This window comes from Arthrobacter sp. C152 (assembly GCF_054890965.1).
Map to the genome: position 1 here is coordinate 1 of NZ_JBTZSU010000032.1, position 14,703 is coordinate 14,703.

Genomic DNA, 14,703 nt, shown 5'->3' on the forward strand with positions numbered 1-14,703 from the left:
GCCGGCGGGGCCGCCGAGTGCGAGATAGTGTCCGCGGATCGCGCCGTGCACTTCGCGGGCTCCGGTGCCGGGGCTCCAGTAGATCGAGCCTGCGGCGAAGTCGTTGTATCGGCCGGCGGCGCCGGGGGTGGCGGTTTCGTCGGTGAGCGGGAGGCCGAGTATGCCGGCGGGGCCGCCGAGTGCGAGATAGTGTCCGCGGATCGCGCCGTGCACTTCGTGCGCTCCGGTGCCCGGGCTCCAGTAGATCGTGCCGTAACTGTATTCCTGGGCGCGACCCCCAGGGATGTCGTATGGGTTGCCGACCGGCGTGCCGAGGAACGATGAGCTGCCGCCGAGCTGCTCGTAGTGCTGGACAATCGCGTCGTCGCCAGCCTGTTCGACCGCCATCGATGCCGGAATGCCCAGCTGCGCAGCCGCCGCCGATGCGGCGGCCGGGGGAAACCCCAGAGCCGTGCCCCCGAGGCCGCCGCCGAGGGCGAGGGCCAAAGCCATTCCGAGGACGGCCGGTCGAGACTGCCGCATGGTACCCCTCCGTGCTGATCAAGACATGCGTGCCTTGGTCAAGACGCTACGGCGCCAGGGCGTGCCCGGGTAGGACCAGAAGTCCCGAGCCGCAATCCGAAGACTTTGACAGGTCGAGGAAAGGGGGCCGCCGGATCTTCCTATTTCAGGAACTTGGATGTCCGCCGGTCGGCGAGGATTTTGCCCTTGGTCTGGCAGGTGGGGCAGTACTGGAGCGCCGTGTCCGCGAACGACACCTCACGCACCGTGTCGCCGCACACCGGGCAGGCCTGCCCCGTGCGGGCATGCACACGCATGTGGCTTCGCTTGACGTCCTTGAGATCCTTGGGCGGCTTGCCGTGCGCCTCGGCCATCGCCTCGCCCAGAACGCTGTGGATCGCATCGTACAAGACCCGGACCGTCTGCCGGTCAAGGGACTTTGCCACGGCGAAGGGCGAGATCCTGGCCGCGTGCAGGATCTCGTCGCTGTAGGCGTTGCCGATGCCGGCGATGACGCTCTGGCTGCGCAGGAGTCCCTTGATCTGCTGCGAACTGCCGGCCAGGATTTCAGCCAGCATGTCGGCGTCGAACGCTTCCGTGAACGGATCCGGGCCCAGGGTGGCGACGCCGGGCACCTCCGAAGGATCACGCACCACGTAAACGGCAAGGCTCTTCTTGGTTCCCGCTTCCGTCAGGTCAAAGCCGCGCGGGCCATCGGGGCCTGAAAAGGCGCAGCGGACCGCGATCAGGCCCTTTCCCATCCGCAGCTGGCTGTCAGCGGGGGAGTCCGTGAACCGCAGCCAGCCCGCCCGCGCGAGGTGGAACACCAGGCACAGCCCGTCCGTGTCGATGCTGATGAATTTTCCGAACCTGCGGACACCGGAAACGGTACGGCCCTCCAGGGCCGTGAAGGGCGGGTCGGCGGTCTTGAGTACGGCGAAGGAGACGATCTGCACCTTGCTGACCACCATTCCCCGCAACTGTTCGTCCAGGAACGCGGCCAGCCCGGCAACCTCGGGCATTTCCGGCATGGCCTACCCGTCCTGTCCCGATGATGCTCCAGCGGCGATTGCCCTCATGCGTCCCATCTTGTCAGAAAGCCGGGCGGTGGCTCCGGCAGTTGTGCCTATACTTTCAGCGGCGGCCCGATCACAGGGCCGCGACGTTGGTGTACCCCGATGAAAGGCCTCCCATGAGCAACATTCCCGAAGACCTGTCCTACACCGCCGAACACGAGTGGGTATCGGCCCCCAACGCCGACGGCGTGGTCCGCGTGGGAATCACCGATTTCGCCCAGGACGCGCTTGGAGATGTTGTCTACGCCCAGATGCCCGAAGCCGGCACGAAGATTACGGCAAACGAAGTCGTGGGCGAGGTGGAGTCCACCAAGAGCGTCAGCGACATCTACGCGCCCGTGAGCGGTGAAGTGGTGGCCCGCAACGACTCCCTGGACACTGATTCGGCCCTGATCAACACCGATCCCTACGGTGACGGCTGGCTCATCGAGGTCAAACTGGCCGAACCGGACGCCGTTGACTCGTTGCTCAGTGCATCGGAGTACGAACAGCAGGTAGGCTAAAGCTAACCGGTATTTCCGGTCCGGCCCCGCGTCGCAGGCAGGACGTCTTCGCACGTCAGCGGCCGGATGGGGAGCCGGGGCCGGACCTGCCAGGGCCGGAGGGTAAACGTTGGCTGCAGGCTTGGGGCCTGCAGCGTCGAAGAGGAGGAATCCATGGCTGGCCACACACACAACCCTGCCGATGGGGATTACGGCACGGGTGCGGCTAAGGCGTCGGAGACCACCTCGATCCATCTCACCCCGGTCACCGATGAACCCACCATCGCACCGAAGCTGTCATCCGATGAGCGGAACTCCGTGGAGGCGCTGCCTGCCGGTTCCGCGCTGCTCGTGGCGCACAGCGGCCCGAACGCCGGCGCCCGCTTCCTGCTCGACTCGGACGTCACCACCGCCGGCCGGCACCCGGACGCGGACATCTTCCTGGACGACGTCACGGTGTCCCGCCGCCACGTCGAGTTCCACCGCACCGCGCGCAGCTTCGAAGTGGTGGACAAGAACAGCCTCAACGGCACCTACGTCAACCACGACCGCGTTGACCGGGTTGAGCTGAAGTCCGGCAGCGAAGTCCAGATCGGCAAGTTCCGCCTCACCTTCTACCTGAGCCCTGCCACAGCTGCAGGCCGCGGCTGATCCGGGGACCGCTGCCTGTGGCAATGGCACAACCGGAACGCCGGGGCCCCCAGGTCCTGAACATCGGCGAAGTCCTCGCCCAGCTCAGTGCGGACTTCCCTGGCATGACAGCGTCAAAAATCCGGTTCCTGGAAGAAAAGGGACTGATCAATCCCCGCCGCACCCCGGCGGGTTACCGGCAGTATTCCGACGCCGACGTTGAGCGGCTGCGCTTCGTGCTGGCCCTGCAGCGCGACCAGTACCTGCCCCTGAAAGTCATCAAGGACTACCTTGACGCCATCGACAGGGGAGAGCGGCCGGACAACCTGCCCGCCGGCGTCGTCGTTTCCCCGCGGATCGTCTCGGACGAGCTCGCCGCGGAGCTGCAGAGCCGGGGCCGGAAGCTGACCGAGGAACAGCTGCGGACCGAGTCCGGCGCCAGCGTGCCCCTGCTCCAATCGCTCCTGAGCTTCGGGCTCATCAGCCACAGCAACGGCCAGTTCGATGAACACGCCCTCCAGGTGGCGCGTGCGTGTGTCCAGCTGGAAAGCCACGGCCTGGAGCCGCGGCACCTGCGCCCTTTCCAGGCGGCGGCCGAACGGGAATTCGGCCTGGTGGAACGAGCCGTGGCACCCCTTGCCTCACGCAAGGACCCGGCATCGCAGGCACGGGCAGCCGAGGCCGCCCGTGAGATCAGCGACCTCTGCCTTACCCTGCACCGGGCCCTGGTGCAGGACCACATCTCACGCATGGACATCTGATGATTGAAGTCGAGATCGTAGGCGTTCGCATCGAACTGCCCTCCAACCAGCCCCTGGTCCTGCTCAAGGAGATGCACGGGGAACGGCACGTGCCCATTTGGATCGGCACCCCCGAGGCCAGCGCCATCGCCCTCGCCCAGCAGGGCGTGGTCCCGCCCCGGCCCATGACCCACGACCTCCTGGTCGACGTCGTGGAGTCGCTGGGGCACTCTGTGGTCAGCGTGAACATCGTGGCTGTGGAGGACAACATCTTCTACGGCCAGCTCCAGTTCGAAAACGGGACGACCGTCAGTTCCCGTGCCTCCGACGCCCTTGCCATTGCGCTGCGCGCCAAGTGCCGGATCTGGTGCGCTGACTCCGTGATGGACGAAGCCGGGGTGCGCATCACCGAACACGATGAGGGAGAAGACGCAGAGCCCGGCCCCACCGTGGACGAGGAGCGCGAACTGCGCCGTTTCCGGGAGTTCCTGGACGACGTGGAGCCCGAGGACTTCGACGGCTAAGGTCACGTTAAGGTTAAAGTTGAGGCTGAAAGTTTCGACACGCCATTTCCAACGGCCCAACGTCTTTGACCTCGGGGCCCCCCGGGCCTAACGTCGAAGTATCAAGTTCCCTTGCCTACGGCAGCCGCGCAAGTCACACTGGAAAGTGCGCCCCGCGGGAATCACACGCATGGTCGTCATGCCACGTCTGCTGAACTGGTTATCGGGAGCGTACGACAAGGAGGATCCAGGTGAGTCCCAAAGGCGAAGCAGGCGGGCTGAAACAGCCCACGGCTGGTGTTGCTGTGCCCGTGAGCGGTGCCCAGGGCCTCCTGTTCACCGAGGACCTCCCGGTGCTGGACGAGGACGCCGGCTACCGCGGGCCCACCGCGTGCAAGGCCGCCGGAATCACCTACCGCCAGCTCGACTACTGGGCGCGCACAGGTCTTGTGGAGCCGGCCGTTCGGGGCGCGGCAGGGTCCGGATCGCAGCGGCTCTACGGCTTCCGCGACATCCTCGTCCTCAAGGTGGTCAAGCGGCTCCTTGACACCGGAGTCTCCCTGCAGCAGATCCGCACCGCCGTCGAACACCTGCGCGAACGCGGGGTGGAGGACCTGGCCCAAATCACGCTCATGAGCGACGGCGCCAGCGTCTACGAATGCACATCCGCGGACGAGGTCATCGATCTCGTGCAGGGCGGGCAGGGCGTTTTCGGCATCGCCGTAGGACGCGTGTGGCGGGAAGTCGAAGGCAGCCTCGCCTCCCTGCCCAGCGAGCACGCCGCCGAGCAGACTTTCCCCGACGACGAACTCAGCAAGCGCCGGGCCGCGCGCAAGATCAGCTAAAGCATTTTGGAACCAACAGAGGGGCCGCTCTCCTGGAGAGCGGCCCCTCTGCCTTGCCGTCTGCGTTGTGCAGGCGGCCCGGGCTGGCGGCCCGGGCTGGCGGGCGCGGCGCAGGCTACCGGGCGCGGCTGCGCAGGCCGTTGCCGGCCGACATCAGGTTGGCGAGGAGGTCGTCAAACAGCTCCGCGGCGGATTTGGCTGAATCCCCGGGCCAGTGGTGCACGGGATGTGCCGCGCCTTGGATCTGCTGCCAGTTGGCCTGCTCCGGGATGCGCGGGCTGAGCAGCAGCTCGCCGAACATGGATTCCATCTCGGCCAGTCGGTAGGTGTGCTCGGACGAGCCGGACCGGACCCGGTTGGCCACAATTCCGGCAGGCGAAAGGTTCGGCGCGAACTCCTGCTTGAACAGCTGGATGGCCCGCATGGTGCGCTCCGTGCCGGCCACCGAGAACAGGCCGGGCTCGGCAACGAGGGCCACCTTGTCACTGGCTGCCCACGCCATGCGCGTGAGGCCATTGAGCGACGGCGGGCAGTCCACCAGGACCAGCTGGTAGGTGTCAGCGCCGGCGAGGACCGTGGAAAGCCGGCGGAGGTCGCGCCGGCCAAGGTCCGGCCGGTCGTAGATGCCGGTGTAGGCGGAGCCGACTGCGACATCCAGGACGGCGGGCCCGGAGCCGTTGGTGTGGGCCCGGTCAGTCCAGGAACTGCGGACGACGTTCTCGGCCAGCTTGGCGCGGCGGGGGCTCTTCAGCATCCGGCCCACGTCCAGCTGGTCGCCTGGCTGGACGCCGAGGGCGGTGGTGGCATCGGCGTGCGGATCGAGGTCCACCACCAGCGTGCGGACTCCCGCGGCCAGCGCCGCAGACGCCAGTCCTGTGGTGACGGAAGTCTTGCCGACTCCACCCTTAAGGCTGCTGATGCTGACTACTTGCACTTGAGAGACCAAAACCTAACGCCGGATGCAGTGTTGGGGGTAATGTTTGCTGCGGCAGAGCCGAAGCCGGACGGTCCTGCCGCCCTACTCATCATATGTTGATGCGTCGGCGAATCCTGCTTAATCGGGCGTCGGCATGGCACCGACTGTGCTGCCGGGGCGGATTCCGCCAGCCAGGCTGTAAGCGTTCGGGACATGACGGGGAAATCTGTGATGGTCGACACAAAGATTTGTGTTTGTCCTTGTAGGTCCTAGACACTGTGACCACTCACCGATCCACCCCGCAATGATGCAGGAGAAGTATGTTTTCCAAAGTTCTGGTGGCCAACCGCGGCGAAATCGCGATCAGGGCCTTCCGCGCCGGCTACGAGCTGGGCGCCAAGACTGTTGCCGTCTTCCCGCATGAAGACAGGAACTCCATCCACCGCCAGAAAGCTGATGAGGCGTACCTGATCGGGGAGGAAGGACATCCGGTCCGGGCCTACCTGGACGTCGATGAGGTCATTCGGGTCGCCAAGGAATCCGGGGCCGACGCGATCTACCCCGGTTACGGTTTCCTTTCCGAGAACCCGGAGCTGGCCCGCGCGGCCAAGGAGGCCGGCATCACGTTCGTTGGCCCGCCCGCCGAGGTCCTGGAGCTTGCCGGCAACAAGGTGGCTGCCCTCAAGGCCGCCCGCGAAGCAGGCGTGCCGGTGCTCAAGTCCAGCGAACCGTCCAAGGACCTGGACGAACTGCTGGCAGCCGCGGATGAGATCGGCTTCCCCATCTTTGCCAAGGCCGTCGCCGGCGGCGGCGGGCGCGGCATGCGCCGGGTCGACACCCGCGAGGCACTGCCCGAGGCCCTGAAGTCAGCCATGCGCGAAGCCGACGCCGCATTCGGTGACCCCACCATGTTCCTGGAACAGGCCGTCCTGCGCCCGCGGCACATCGAAGTGCAGATCCTGGCTGACGCCGAGGGCAACGTCATGCACCTCTTTGAGCGTGACTGCTCCATCCAGCGCCGCCACCAGAAGGTCATCGAGATCGCCCCGGCACCCAACCTGGACGACAGCATCCGCCAGGCCCTCTACCGGGACGCCGTCAAGTTTGCCCAGGCCCTGAACTACGTCAACGCCGGCACGGTGGAGTTCCTCGTGGACACCGAAGGCGAGCGGGCCGGCCAGCACGTCTTCATCGAGATGAACCCCCGCATCCAGGTGGAACACACCGTGACGGAGGAAGTCACGGATGTGGACCTGGTGCAGGCCCAGATGCGGATCGCCTCAGGGGAGACGCTCGCGGACCTGGGACTGTCGCAGGACTCCGTGCACCTCAAGGGCGCCGCCCTGCAGAGCCGCATCACCACCGAGGACCCGGCCAACGGCTTCCGCCCGGACGTCGGAAAGATCACCGGCTACCGCTCCGCCGGCGGAGCCGGCGTGCGGCTCGACGGCGGCACCGTCTACTCCGGTGCCGAGATCAGCCCGCACTTCGACTCCATGCTGGTCAAGCTGACCTGCCGCGGCAGGGACTACCCGGCCGCCGTCGCACGTGCCCGCCGTGCCCTGGCCGAATTCCGCATCCGCGGCGTCTCCACGAACATCCCCTTCCTGCAGGCCGTCCTGGACGACCCCGACTTCATCGCCGGCGACGTCGCGACCAACTTCATCGACCAGCGCCCGCAGCTGCTCAAGGCCCGCGTCTCCGCCGACCGTGGCACCAAGCTGCTCACCTGGCTGGCCGACGTCACCGTTAACAAGCCCAACGGCGAGCTGGCCGTCCACTCGAACCCCGCCGACAAGCTGCCCTCCTTCAAGGGCCAGCAGGCCGCCCCGGGTTCCCGGCAGAAACTCCTGGAGCTCGGCCCGGAAGGGTTCGCCAGGGCACTGCGCGAGCAGACCGCCGTCGCCGTTACGGACACCACCTTCCGCGACGCCCACCAATCGCTGCTGGCAACCCGTGTCCGCACCCGCGACCTCGTGGCCGCAGGACCCGCCGTCACGCACCTGCTGCCGGAACTGCTGTCCGTGGAAGCCTGGGGCGGCGCCACCTACGACGTCGCACTGCGCTTCCTGGGTGAGGACCCCTGGGACCGGCTGGCGGCACTGCGCGCAGCCATGCCGAATGTCTGTATCCAGATGCTGCTCCGGGGCCGCAACACCGTTGGCTACACCCCGTACCCCGAGGAAGTCACCGAGGCGTTCGTCAACGAGGCAGCGGCCACCGGCATCGACATCTTCCGCATCTTCGACGCCCTGAACGACGTCAGCCAGATGGCACCCGCCATCCGCGCCGTCCGCGCCACCGGAACCGCCGTCGCCGAGGTTGCGCTCTGCTACACCGGCGACCTGCTGGACCCGGCCGAGAAGCTGTACACGCTGGACTACTACCTGGACCTGGCGCAGAAGATCGTCGACGCCGGCGCCCACATCCTGGCCATCAAGGACATGGCCGGCCTGCTGCGTCCCGCCGCGGCCGCCAGGCTCGTCACCGCCCTGCGCGAGCGTTTCGACCTGCCCGTGCACCTGCACACGCACGACACCGCCGGTGGCCAGCTGGCCACCCTGCTGGCTGCCGTGGACGCCGGCGTGGACGCCGTGGACGTCGCTTCGGCGTCGCTCGCCGGCACCACCAGCCAGGTCTCGGCGTCGGCCCTCGTGGCAGCCCTGGCGCACACCCCGCGCGACACGGGCCTGAGCCTGGAAGCCGTCAGCTCCCTTGAGCCGTACTGGGAAGCGGTCCGCCGTGTCTACGCGCCGTTCGAGTCGGGCCTGCCGGGCCCCACCGGCCGGGTGTACAAGCACGAGATCCCCGGGGGCCAACTGTCCAACCTCCGCCAGCAGGCCATGGCCCTGGGGCTGGGGGAGCGGTTCGAGGCCATCGAGGACATGTACACCGCGGCCGACCGCATCCTGGGCCACCTGGTGAAGGTGACCCCATCGTCCAAAGTGGTGGGCGACCTCGCCCTGCACCTGGTGGGCCTCAACGCCGATCCCGCCGACTTCGAAGCGAACCCGCAGAACTACGACATCCCCGATTCCGTGATCGGCTTCCTGTCCGGCGAACTGGGCGATCCTCCGGGAGGCTGGCCCGAGCCCTTCCGCACCAAGGCCCTGCAGGGCCGGAGCGTGAAGGTCCGCGACGTCGAGCTCAGCGCAGAGGACAGTGCGGCGCTGAAGTCCGACTCCAAGACCCGCCAGCACACCCTGAACCGGCTGCTCTTCGACGGACCCACCAGGGACTACCTGAAGAGCGTGGAGACCTACGGCAACATCTCGGTGCTGGACACCCGCGACTACCTGTACGGCCTCCAGCGCGGCACCGAGCACGAAATCCAGCTGGAGCGCGGCGTCCGGCTGATCGCCTCCCTGGAAGCCGTTTCGGAGCCCGATGAGAAGGGCATGCGCACGGTCATGTGCACCCTCAATGGCCAGTCGCGGCCGGTGGCGGTCCGCGACCGTTCGGTGGTCAGCAACGTCAAGACCGCCGAAAAGGCCGATCCGTCCCAGCCGGGACAGGTGGCTGCACCGTTCGCGGGCGCCGTCACCGTGACGGTCAAGCCGGGGGAGACGGTCAAGGCCGGCGACACCGTGGCCACCATTGAGGCGATGAAGATGGAAGCATCCATTACGACGCCGGTGGGCGGCAAGGTCAGCCGCCTCGCCATTTCGTCGGTGGAGCAGGTCCAGGGCGGGGACCTGCTGCTGGTCATCGAACAGTAGGCAGCGCCGCACTGCGGCAAACCAAAGGGCCGCTCCGTTCGGAGCGGCCCTTTGGCGTTGGGCGGGAGCGCGTCAGGCGCGGGGCGCCGAGTACATGTCCTCGATGACGTTCTCGAAGTCCTTCATCACCTGCGCACGCTTGACCTTCATGGAGGGCGTCAGATGCCCGGAGGCCTCTGTGAAGTCGGCCGGCACGATGCGGAAGGACTTGATGGCCTCGGCCTGGGACACGGAGCCGTTGGCGGCGGTGATCAGGTCCTGCACCGCGGCCCTCACCACCGGGTTGTCCGCAGCGGCCTCCAGGGACGTGTCTGCCGGCAGGCCATGCCGCTGGAGCCAGCCGGGCAGCGCCTCCTGGTCCAGCGTCACCAGGGCCCCGATGAAGGGCCGGTTGTCGCCCACCACCAGCACCTGCGACACCAGGGCATCGGCGCGGATCTGGTCCTCAAGCAGGGCGGGGATGACGTTCTTGCCGCCGGCGGTGACGATGATCTCCTTCTTGCGGCCTGTGATCCAGACGAAGCCGTCCTCGTCCAGCCTGCCGATGTCTCCGGTGCGGAACCAGCCGTCAGCAAACGCCTCCGCCGTCAGGTCCTCACGCTGGTAGTACCCGCGCATGACGCAGACGCCCTTGGCGAGGATCTCGCCGTCGTCGGCAATCCTCACGGCGTTTCCAGGCAGCGGCTTGCCCACGGACCCGATCTTGATCCGCGACGGGGTGTTGACGGTGATCGGTGCCGTGGTTTCCGTGAGGCCGTAGCCCTCCAGCACCTGCAGCCCGATGCCCTGGAAGAAGTGGCCCAGCCGCTCGCCGAGCGGACCTCCGCCGGACACCGCGTGGGCGACGTGGCCGCCCATGGCCGCGCGCAGCTTCCCGTAGACCAGCTTGTCGAACAAAGCATGCCGCAGTTTCAGGCCAAGCCCCACGCGGCCGTGCTGGCGGGCCTTCGAGAACGCGATGGCCGTCTCCGCGGCCCGGTGGAAAATGGCGCCCTTGCCGCCGTCCTCGGCCTTGGTCAGCGCCGAGTTGTAGACCTTTTCGAACACGCGCGGCACGGCAAGGATGAACGTCGGCTCGTAGCTCTGCAAGTCCGCCAGGAGGTTCTTGATGTCCGGAGTGTGGGCGACGGTGGTCCCGGCCGCCATCGCCAGGACTGAAATGAAGCGGGCGAACACGTGAGCCAGCGGGAGGAACATGATGGTCTTGGCGTTCTCGTGGACGATCTCGCCGATGATGGCCAGCGCGTTGTCCGAGAGTTCGACGAAGTTGCCGTGGGTCAGTTCACAGCCCTTGGGCCGGCCCGTGGTGCCGGACGTGTAAATGATGGTGGCGACGTCGCGAAGGCCCGCAGCGCTGCGGCGGGACTCCAGTTCGTCGTCGGTGACGCCGCGTCCCGCCTCGCGGAGTGCCTCCAGGCCCTGCCCCTCGAGCTGCCAGACGTGCTGCAGCGCTGAGAGCCCCTCCGCATTCACTGCCTGGCGGATGACATTTTCGTGGTGGGCGGACTCGCCGAACGCGGCTACGGCGCCGGAATCACCGAGGTTCCAGGCGACCTGGGAAGGAGAGGAGGTTTCATAGATGGGAACGGAAACGGCCCCCGCGAACCAGATGGAGAAATCCACCAGGGCCCACTCGTAGCGGGTGCGCGACATGATGCCCACGCGGTCCCCGGCCCCCACGCCGCTGGCGATCAGGCCTTTTGCCAGGGCCCGGACGTCGGCCAGGAAGTCGGTGGCCCGGACGTCCTGCCACGAGCCGGCCGAATCCCGGCGCGAAAACAGTGCGGGGTTGCTGGGCTTGCCTGCTTGCCGCAGCACCAGGTCCGTGATGTTTGTTTCCGTTGGGACAACAACAAGAGGCGGAACACTGAATTCGCGCACTATAGCTCCTTTGATATCCGAAGTCCCGCGCCGGGCCATGCCTAAAGACTAGTACCCGCGGCGGGACTGTGCAGTACCCAAACCTACTGGCGAGTAACTTAGCCGTCAATGCGGAAAGACATGGACTGCGTATGTCAAGACAATCCTGCGCCGCGCCTAGAATGGGTCACTATGTACGGACCGTTGCCCGGCGAACAGGCCGGCCCCCTCAAAAGACCGGCACCGCGCCGCACCGGCTACCGGCCGGGCAGGCTGCCCGGGCATGCCGCGCGGAACCACCTGCGCCTCAACCGCAAGGGCCTTGCCATCGGGATCGACATTGGGGGAACCAAGGTGGCTGCCGGCGTCGTCGATGCCGAGGGCCACATCCTGAATGAGGCACGCCGGTCCACGCCCGGAACCGACCCCCGGGCAGTGGAGCGGGTCATCGTGGAACTGGTCGAGGAGCTCAGCCGCGGGCACCGGATCAGGTCCGTGGGCATCGGTGCCGCCGGCTGGATGGACCTCGCCGGCGGAACCGTCCTCTTCAGCCCGCACCTGGCCTGGCGGAACGAGCCGTTGCGCGAGAACCTGGAGCGGCTCCTCCGCCGTCCGGTACTCCTGACCAACGACGCCGACGCCGCGGCCTGGGCCGAGTGGCGTTTCGGGGCGGGCCAGGGCGAAGACAGGCTGGTGTGCATCACGCTGGGCACCGGCATCGGCGGAGCCATGGTCATGGACGGCAGGCTGGAACGCGGACGGTTCGGGGTAGCCGGGGAGTTCGGCCACCAGGTCATCATGCCCGGCGGCCACCGGTGCGAGTGCGGCAACCGGGGATGCTGGGAACAGTACGCTTCCGGCAACGCCCTGGGCCGGGAAGCCAGGCTGCTGGCCCGGGCAAACTCCCCCGTTGCCCAGGACCTGCTGGCCGCGGCCGGGGGACATCCGGAAGACATCACCGGGGCCATCGTGACGGAGCTGGCCCTGGCCGGCGACCGGGCGTCGCGGGAACTGATCGAGGAAGTAGGAGAGTGGCTCGGCCTGGGCCTCGCAAACCTCGCCGCTGCACTGGACCCTGGGCTCTTCGTCATCGGCGGCGGTCTGTGTTCGGCGGGGGACCTGCTCGTGGAACCTGCCCGGAAGGCGTTCGCGCGGAACCTGACCGGCCGCGGCTTCCGCCCGGAGGCAGGCATCGAGCTCGCCGCCCTGGGCCCGAACGCCGGACTGATCGGCGCCGCCGACCTCTCCCGGGTCAGCAGCCGCGTGCGCAGCCAGGGAGCGCGTTAGACCCGGGCGCCGTCGTCGTCCCCATCCTTTTCCTGCGGCAGCTTCATGATCAGGTACACCGTGCCTAAAACGAACACGGCGACGATGCCCACAATGGCCAGCAACGGCGCGGAGCGCCAGAACATCGCCGACAGCAGCAGGGCGACCGGTCCGCCGACGGCGGCAAGCCAGGCAAGCATGGTCAGCGGGTCCGTGCCGGCCAGGCTGGGCGGCTCCTCGGGGATGAACTCCCCGCCGTCGTCGTCCACTTCATAGTCCCGTGGTCCGGCCGGATCGTCCGGCGGCGCGTGCTCGCCGCGGGCCGTGCCGTCGGGCGCCGCAGTCCTGGCCGCTGACCCGTCTGCCGGCGGCGTTCCGGCCAGCCCCAGGGGATCGAAGTCGCGGAACGACGGCGCCGGCTTGCCGGAGGCGCCGGTTGCGCCGGCAGGGGGTTGCCCGCCGGGTACCGGCGGGTCCGGCCGCGTTGCGACGACATCCGATTCGAGGCGCGCCACCAGGTCGAGCCACACGGCGTCGTCCTGGTTGGCGCCGGGATCCGGCACCCCGGGGTCAGGCCTGGCCATGGCGGAGCTCCTGCCCGGCCTGCAGGATGCGCCGGATAAAGGCCACGGATCCCTCGAAGATGCGCTCAGCGTCGTTATCGAGCGTGGCAACGTGGTAGCTGTTCTCAAGCCGCACCACTTCCAGCGGCGCATGCGTCAGCCCGCGCCGGAGCAGCGCCATGCTCGAATCCGACACCACATGGTCCACGGCCGAGCGGTACACCTGGACAGGCGCCGTGACCCGCGGCAGGAGCCGGACAGTGTCCTTGAACATCTTGTTGAGCTCATGGGCTGCCGCGACGGGCGTGCGGGTGTAGGCACCCTCGTCCATGCCGGCCTTGAGGATGTCATTGCCGATCGCGGGGGTGCTCTTGAGCACCAGCTTCAGGATCCCGGCCAGCGGGGCGCGGGGGTCATCGACCGTCAGGCCCGGGTTGACCAGGACCACTCCGGCCACCGGCCGGGTGGCGGCGATCCGCAGCGCCAGCGCCCCGCCCATGCTCAGCCCGGCGGCAAAGACGTGGTCACATTCGGCGTCGAGTTCCAGGTAGGCCTGGTCCAGGGCCCCGTGCCACTGCTGCCACCGCGTCCGGTTGAGGTCCTGCCAGCTCGTCCCGTGGCCGGGCAGCAGCGGCATCCGGACGGCGAACCCGGCAGCGGCGAGTGCGTGCGCCCAGGTGCGGAGCCCGTGCGGGCTTCCCGTGAAGCCGTGGGACAGGACCACCCCGGTGCGGGAACCCTCGCTGCTGAACGCGCTGCTGAAGGGGCTGTGGTCGGGGCCGGCGGTCATGGCGTCTCCAAAGGGCTGGTGCGGCGGGCATGGGCGGCGACGAAAGCGCCCGACTCCGCGAAGATCAAGGGCGCGTCAACGTCAAGGGTAGCCACATGGCCGCTGCCGGCAAGGTCGACCACCTGCACCAGGTTGGCGCCGAGGCCCTTCTTCAGCAGTGCCAGGGAGGTTGGCGGCACGACGGCGTCGGTGCGCGACTTGAAGACCTGGACCGGCGCGGACACGGCGGGCAGGCTGCGGATTGTTGTGGCAAACAGCTTCTTGAGCTCGTGCACGGCGGCCAGCGGCGTCCGCGAATAGTCGCCGTCGTCGGTGTGCGGTGCCCCGGTCTGGTCCTCCTGGATGGGGATGGTGGTCCGCTGGAAATACTTGAGCAGCCCGATCACCCGGACCCTTCGGTCGTAGAAACTCAGGCCCGGGTTGACCACGGTGACGCCGGCCACGGGATGGCGGGAGGCCGTGAACAGGGCGATGGCGCCGCCCATGGACAGGCCTGCCGCGAAGCAGGAATCCGTTCGCGCCGAAAGATCCAGGAAGGCGGTTTCATAGCTGTGGTACCAGTCGCGCCACCCGGTGCGCGCCAGCTGGCGCCAGTCCGTTCCATGCCCCGGCAAAAGGGGGACCGTGACGGCGTAGCCCTGCTCCGCCAGGTGCTGGGCCCACGGCATCACGCTCAGGGGGCTGCCGGTAAAGCCATGGCAGATGGCAACGCCGGTGCGGGCATTGGGACCGTGGCCGGGGTAGCTGAAAGCGGCTGGACGGGACGGGATGCTGCTTTCAGTCATGACTCCATCGTGTCACTGTTCCAGCCA

General features: G+C 67.8%; 14 protein-coding genes. 7 read left to right on the plus strand and 7 right to left on the minus strand.

Annotation, left to right across the window (positions count from 1 at the left end; translation table 11 throughout):
• Positions 1-486 (minus strand): LGFP repeat-containing protein (locus ACYSM9_RS17415; protein ID WP_461858215.1); only part of this gene is annotated, 486 nt, incomplete at its 3' end.
• Positions 487-662: 176 nt separating this feature from the next.
• A complete protein-coding gene (locus ACYSM9_RS17420; RefSeq protein ID WP_461858216.1) occupies positions 663-1,532 on the minus strand; it encodes an Fpg/Nei family DNA glycosylase in 870 nt (289 codons plus the stop codon).
• Positions 1,533-1,693: 161 nt separating this feature from the next.
• On the opposite strand from ACYSM9_RS17420, the gene gcvH reads away from it, so the two are divergent.
• The 5 genes from gcvH to ACYSM9_RS17445 all read left to right on the plus strand — a co-directional run bounded on the left by gcvH (position 1,694) and on the right by ACYSM9_RS17445 (position 4,777).
• Positions 1,694-2,080, plus strand: a complete 387-nt coding sequence (gcvH, locus tag ACYSM9_RS17425) for a glycine cleavage system protein GcvH (protein ID WP_461858217.1) — start codon at positions 1,694-1,696, stop codon at positions 2,078-2,080.
• A 153-nt stretch (positions 2,081-2,233) separates the two neighbouring features.
• Positions 2,234-2,710: an FHA domain-containing protein gene (locus ACYSM9_RS17430; protein WP_461858218.1), complete on the plus strand. Its 477-nt coding sequence runs from the start codon at positions 2,234-2,236 to the stop codon at positions 2,708-2,710.
• A 23-nt stretch (positions 2,711-2,733) separates the two neighbouring features.
• Positions 2,734-3,450, plus strand: coding sequence for a transcriptional regulator FtsR (gene ftsR / locus ACYSM9_RS17435; RefSeq protein ID WP_461858255.1), 717 nt, complete (start codon positions 2,734-2,736; stop codon positions 3,448-3,450).
• Positions 3,450-3,953: a bifunctional nuclease family protein gene (locus tag ACYSM9_RS17440; protein WP_043453120.1), complete on the plus strand. Its 504-nt coding sequence runs from the start codon at positions 3,450-3,452 to the stop codon at positions 3,951-3,953. Before ftsR ends, ACYSM9_RS17440 begins: the two co-directional genes overlap by 1 nt.
• A 230-nt stretch (positions 3,954-4,183) precedes the next feature.
• A complete protein-coding gene (locus tag ACYSM9_RS17445; RefSeq protein ID WP_461858219.1) occupies positions 4,184-4,777 on the plus strand; it encodes a MerR family transcriptional regulator in 594 nt (197 codons plus the stop codon).
• A 115-nt stretch (positions 4,778-4,892) separates the two neighbouring features.
• On the opposite strand, the gene ACYSM9_RS17450 is transcribed toward ACYSM9_RS17445, so the two are convergent.
• Positions 4,893-5,711 (minus strand): ParA family protein, encoded by an 819-nt coding sequence (locus ACYSM9_RS17450; RefSeq protein ID WP_461858220.1) that lies wholly within the window; start codon positions 5,709-5,711, stop codon positions 4,893-4,895.
• A 302-nt stretch (positions 5,712-6,013) separates the two neighbouring features.
• Here ACYSM9_RS17450 and ACYSM9_RS17455 point away from each other — a divergent pair, with 302 nt between their 5' ends.
• A complete protein-coding gene (locus ACYSM9_RS17455) occupies positions 6,014-9,412 on the plus strand; it encodes a pyruvate carboxylase (RefSeq protein ID WP_461858221.1) in 3,399 nt (1,132 codons plus the stop codon).
• Positions 9,413-9,484: 72 nt separating this feature from the next.
• Here ACYSM9_RS17455 and ACYSM9_RS17460 read toward each other — a convergent pair whose 3' ends face one another.
• A complete protein-coding gene (locus tag ACYSM9_RS17460; protein WP_461858222.1) occupies positions 9,485-11,293 on the minus strand; it encodes an AMP-dependent synthetase/ligase in 1,809 nt (602 codons plus the stop codon).
• 171 nt (positions 11,294-11,464) lie between these two features.
• Here ACYSM9_RS17460 and ACYSM9_RS17465 point away from each other — a divergent pair, with 171 nt between their 5' ends.
• A complete protein-coding gene (locus ACYSM9_RS17465) occupies positions 11,465-12,559 on the plus strand; it encodes an ROK family glucokinase (RefSeq protein WP_461858223.1) in 1,095 nt (364 codons plus the stop codon).
• Here ACYSM9_RS17465 and ACYSM9_RS17470 read toward each other — a convergent pair.
• Genes ACYSM9_RS17470 through ACYSM9_RS17480 form a run of 3 tightly spaced genes read right to left on the minus strand, consistent with a single transcriptional unit; the run spans position 12,556 to position 14,676 of the window.
• Entirely contained in the window at positions 12,556-13,122 is a 567-nt protein-coding gene (locus tag ACYSM9_RS17470; RefSeq protein ID WP_461858224.1) for a hypothetical protein, read from the minus strand. The two genes, ACYSM9_RS17465 and ACYSM9_RS17470, sit on opposite strands and share 4 nt — an antisense overlap.
• Positions 13,109-13,891, minus strand: coding sequence for an alpha/beta hydrolase (locus ACYSM9_RS17475; protein WP_461858225.1), 783 nt, complete (start codon positions 13,889-13,891; stop codon positions 13,109-13,111). The genes ACYSM9_RS17470 and ACYSM9_RS17475 overlap by 14 nt, the downstream gene beginning before the upstream one ends.
• Positions 13,888-14,676 (minus strand): alpha/beta hydrolase, encoded by a 789-nt coding sequence (locus ACYSM9_RS17480; RefSeq protein WP_461858226.1) that lies wholly within the window; start codon positions 14,674-14,676, stop codon positions 13,888-13,890. Before ACYSM9_RS17480 ends, ACYSM9_RS17475 begins: the two co-directional genes overlap by 4 nt.
• Positions 14,677-14,703 lie beyond the last annotated feature (27 nt).

Coding starts and splice junctions, on each gene's coding strand:
- ACYSM9_RS17420 (WP_461858216.1), bottom strand. CDS start 1,532: ATGCCGGAAATGCCCGAGGTTGCCGGGCTGGCCGCGTTCCTGGACGAA.
- ACYSM9_RS17430 (WP_461858218.1), top strand. CDS start 2,234: ATGGCTGGCCACACACACAACCCTGCCGATGGGGATTACGGCACGGGT.
- ACYSM9_RS17465 (WP_461858223.1), top strand. CDS start 11,465: ATGTACGGACCGTTGCCCGGCGAACAGGCCGGCCCCCTCAAAAGACCG.
- ACYSM9_RS17480 (WP_461858226.1), bottom strand. CDS start 14,676: ATGACTGAAAGCAGCATCCCGTCCCGTCCAGCCGCTTTCAGCTACCCC.
- ACYSM9_RS17455 (WP_461858221.1), top strand. CDS start 6,014: ATGTTTTCCAAAGTTCTGGTGGCCAACCGCGGCGAAATCGCGATCAGG.
- ACYSM9_RS17440 (WP_043453120.1), top strand. CDS start 3,450: ATGATTGAAGTCGAGATCGTAGGCGTTCGCATCGAACTGCCCTCCAAC.
- ftsR (WP_461858255.1), top strand. CDS start 2,734: ATGGCACAACCGGAACGCCGGGGCCCCCAGGTCCTGAACATCGGCGAA.
- gcvH (WP_461858217.1), top strand. CDS start 1,694: ATGAGCAACATTCCCGAAGACCTGTCCTACACCGCCGAACACGAGTGG.
- ACYSM9_RS17470 (WP_461858224.1), bottom strand. CDS start 13,122: ATGGCCAGGCCTGACCCCGGGGTGCCGGATCCCGGCGCCAACCAGGAC.
- ACYSM9_RS17475 (WP_461858225.1), bottom strand. CDS start 13,891: ATGACCGCCGGCCCCGACCACAGCCCCTTCAGCAGCGCGTTCAGCAGC.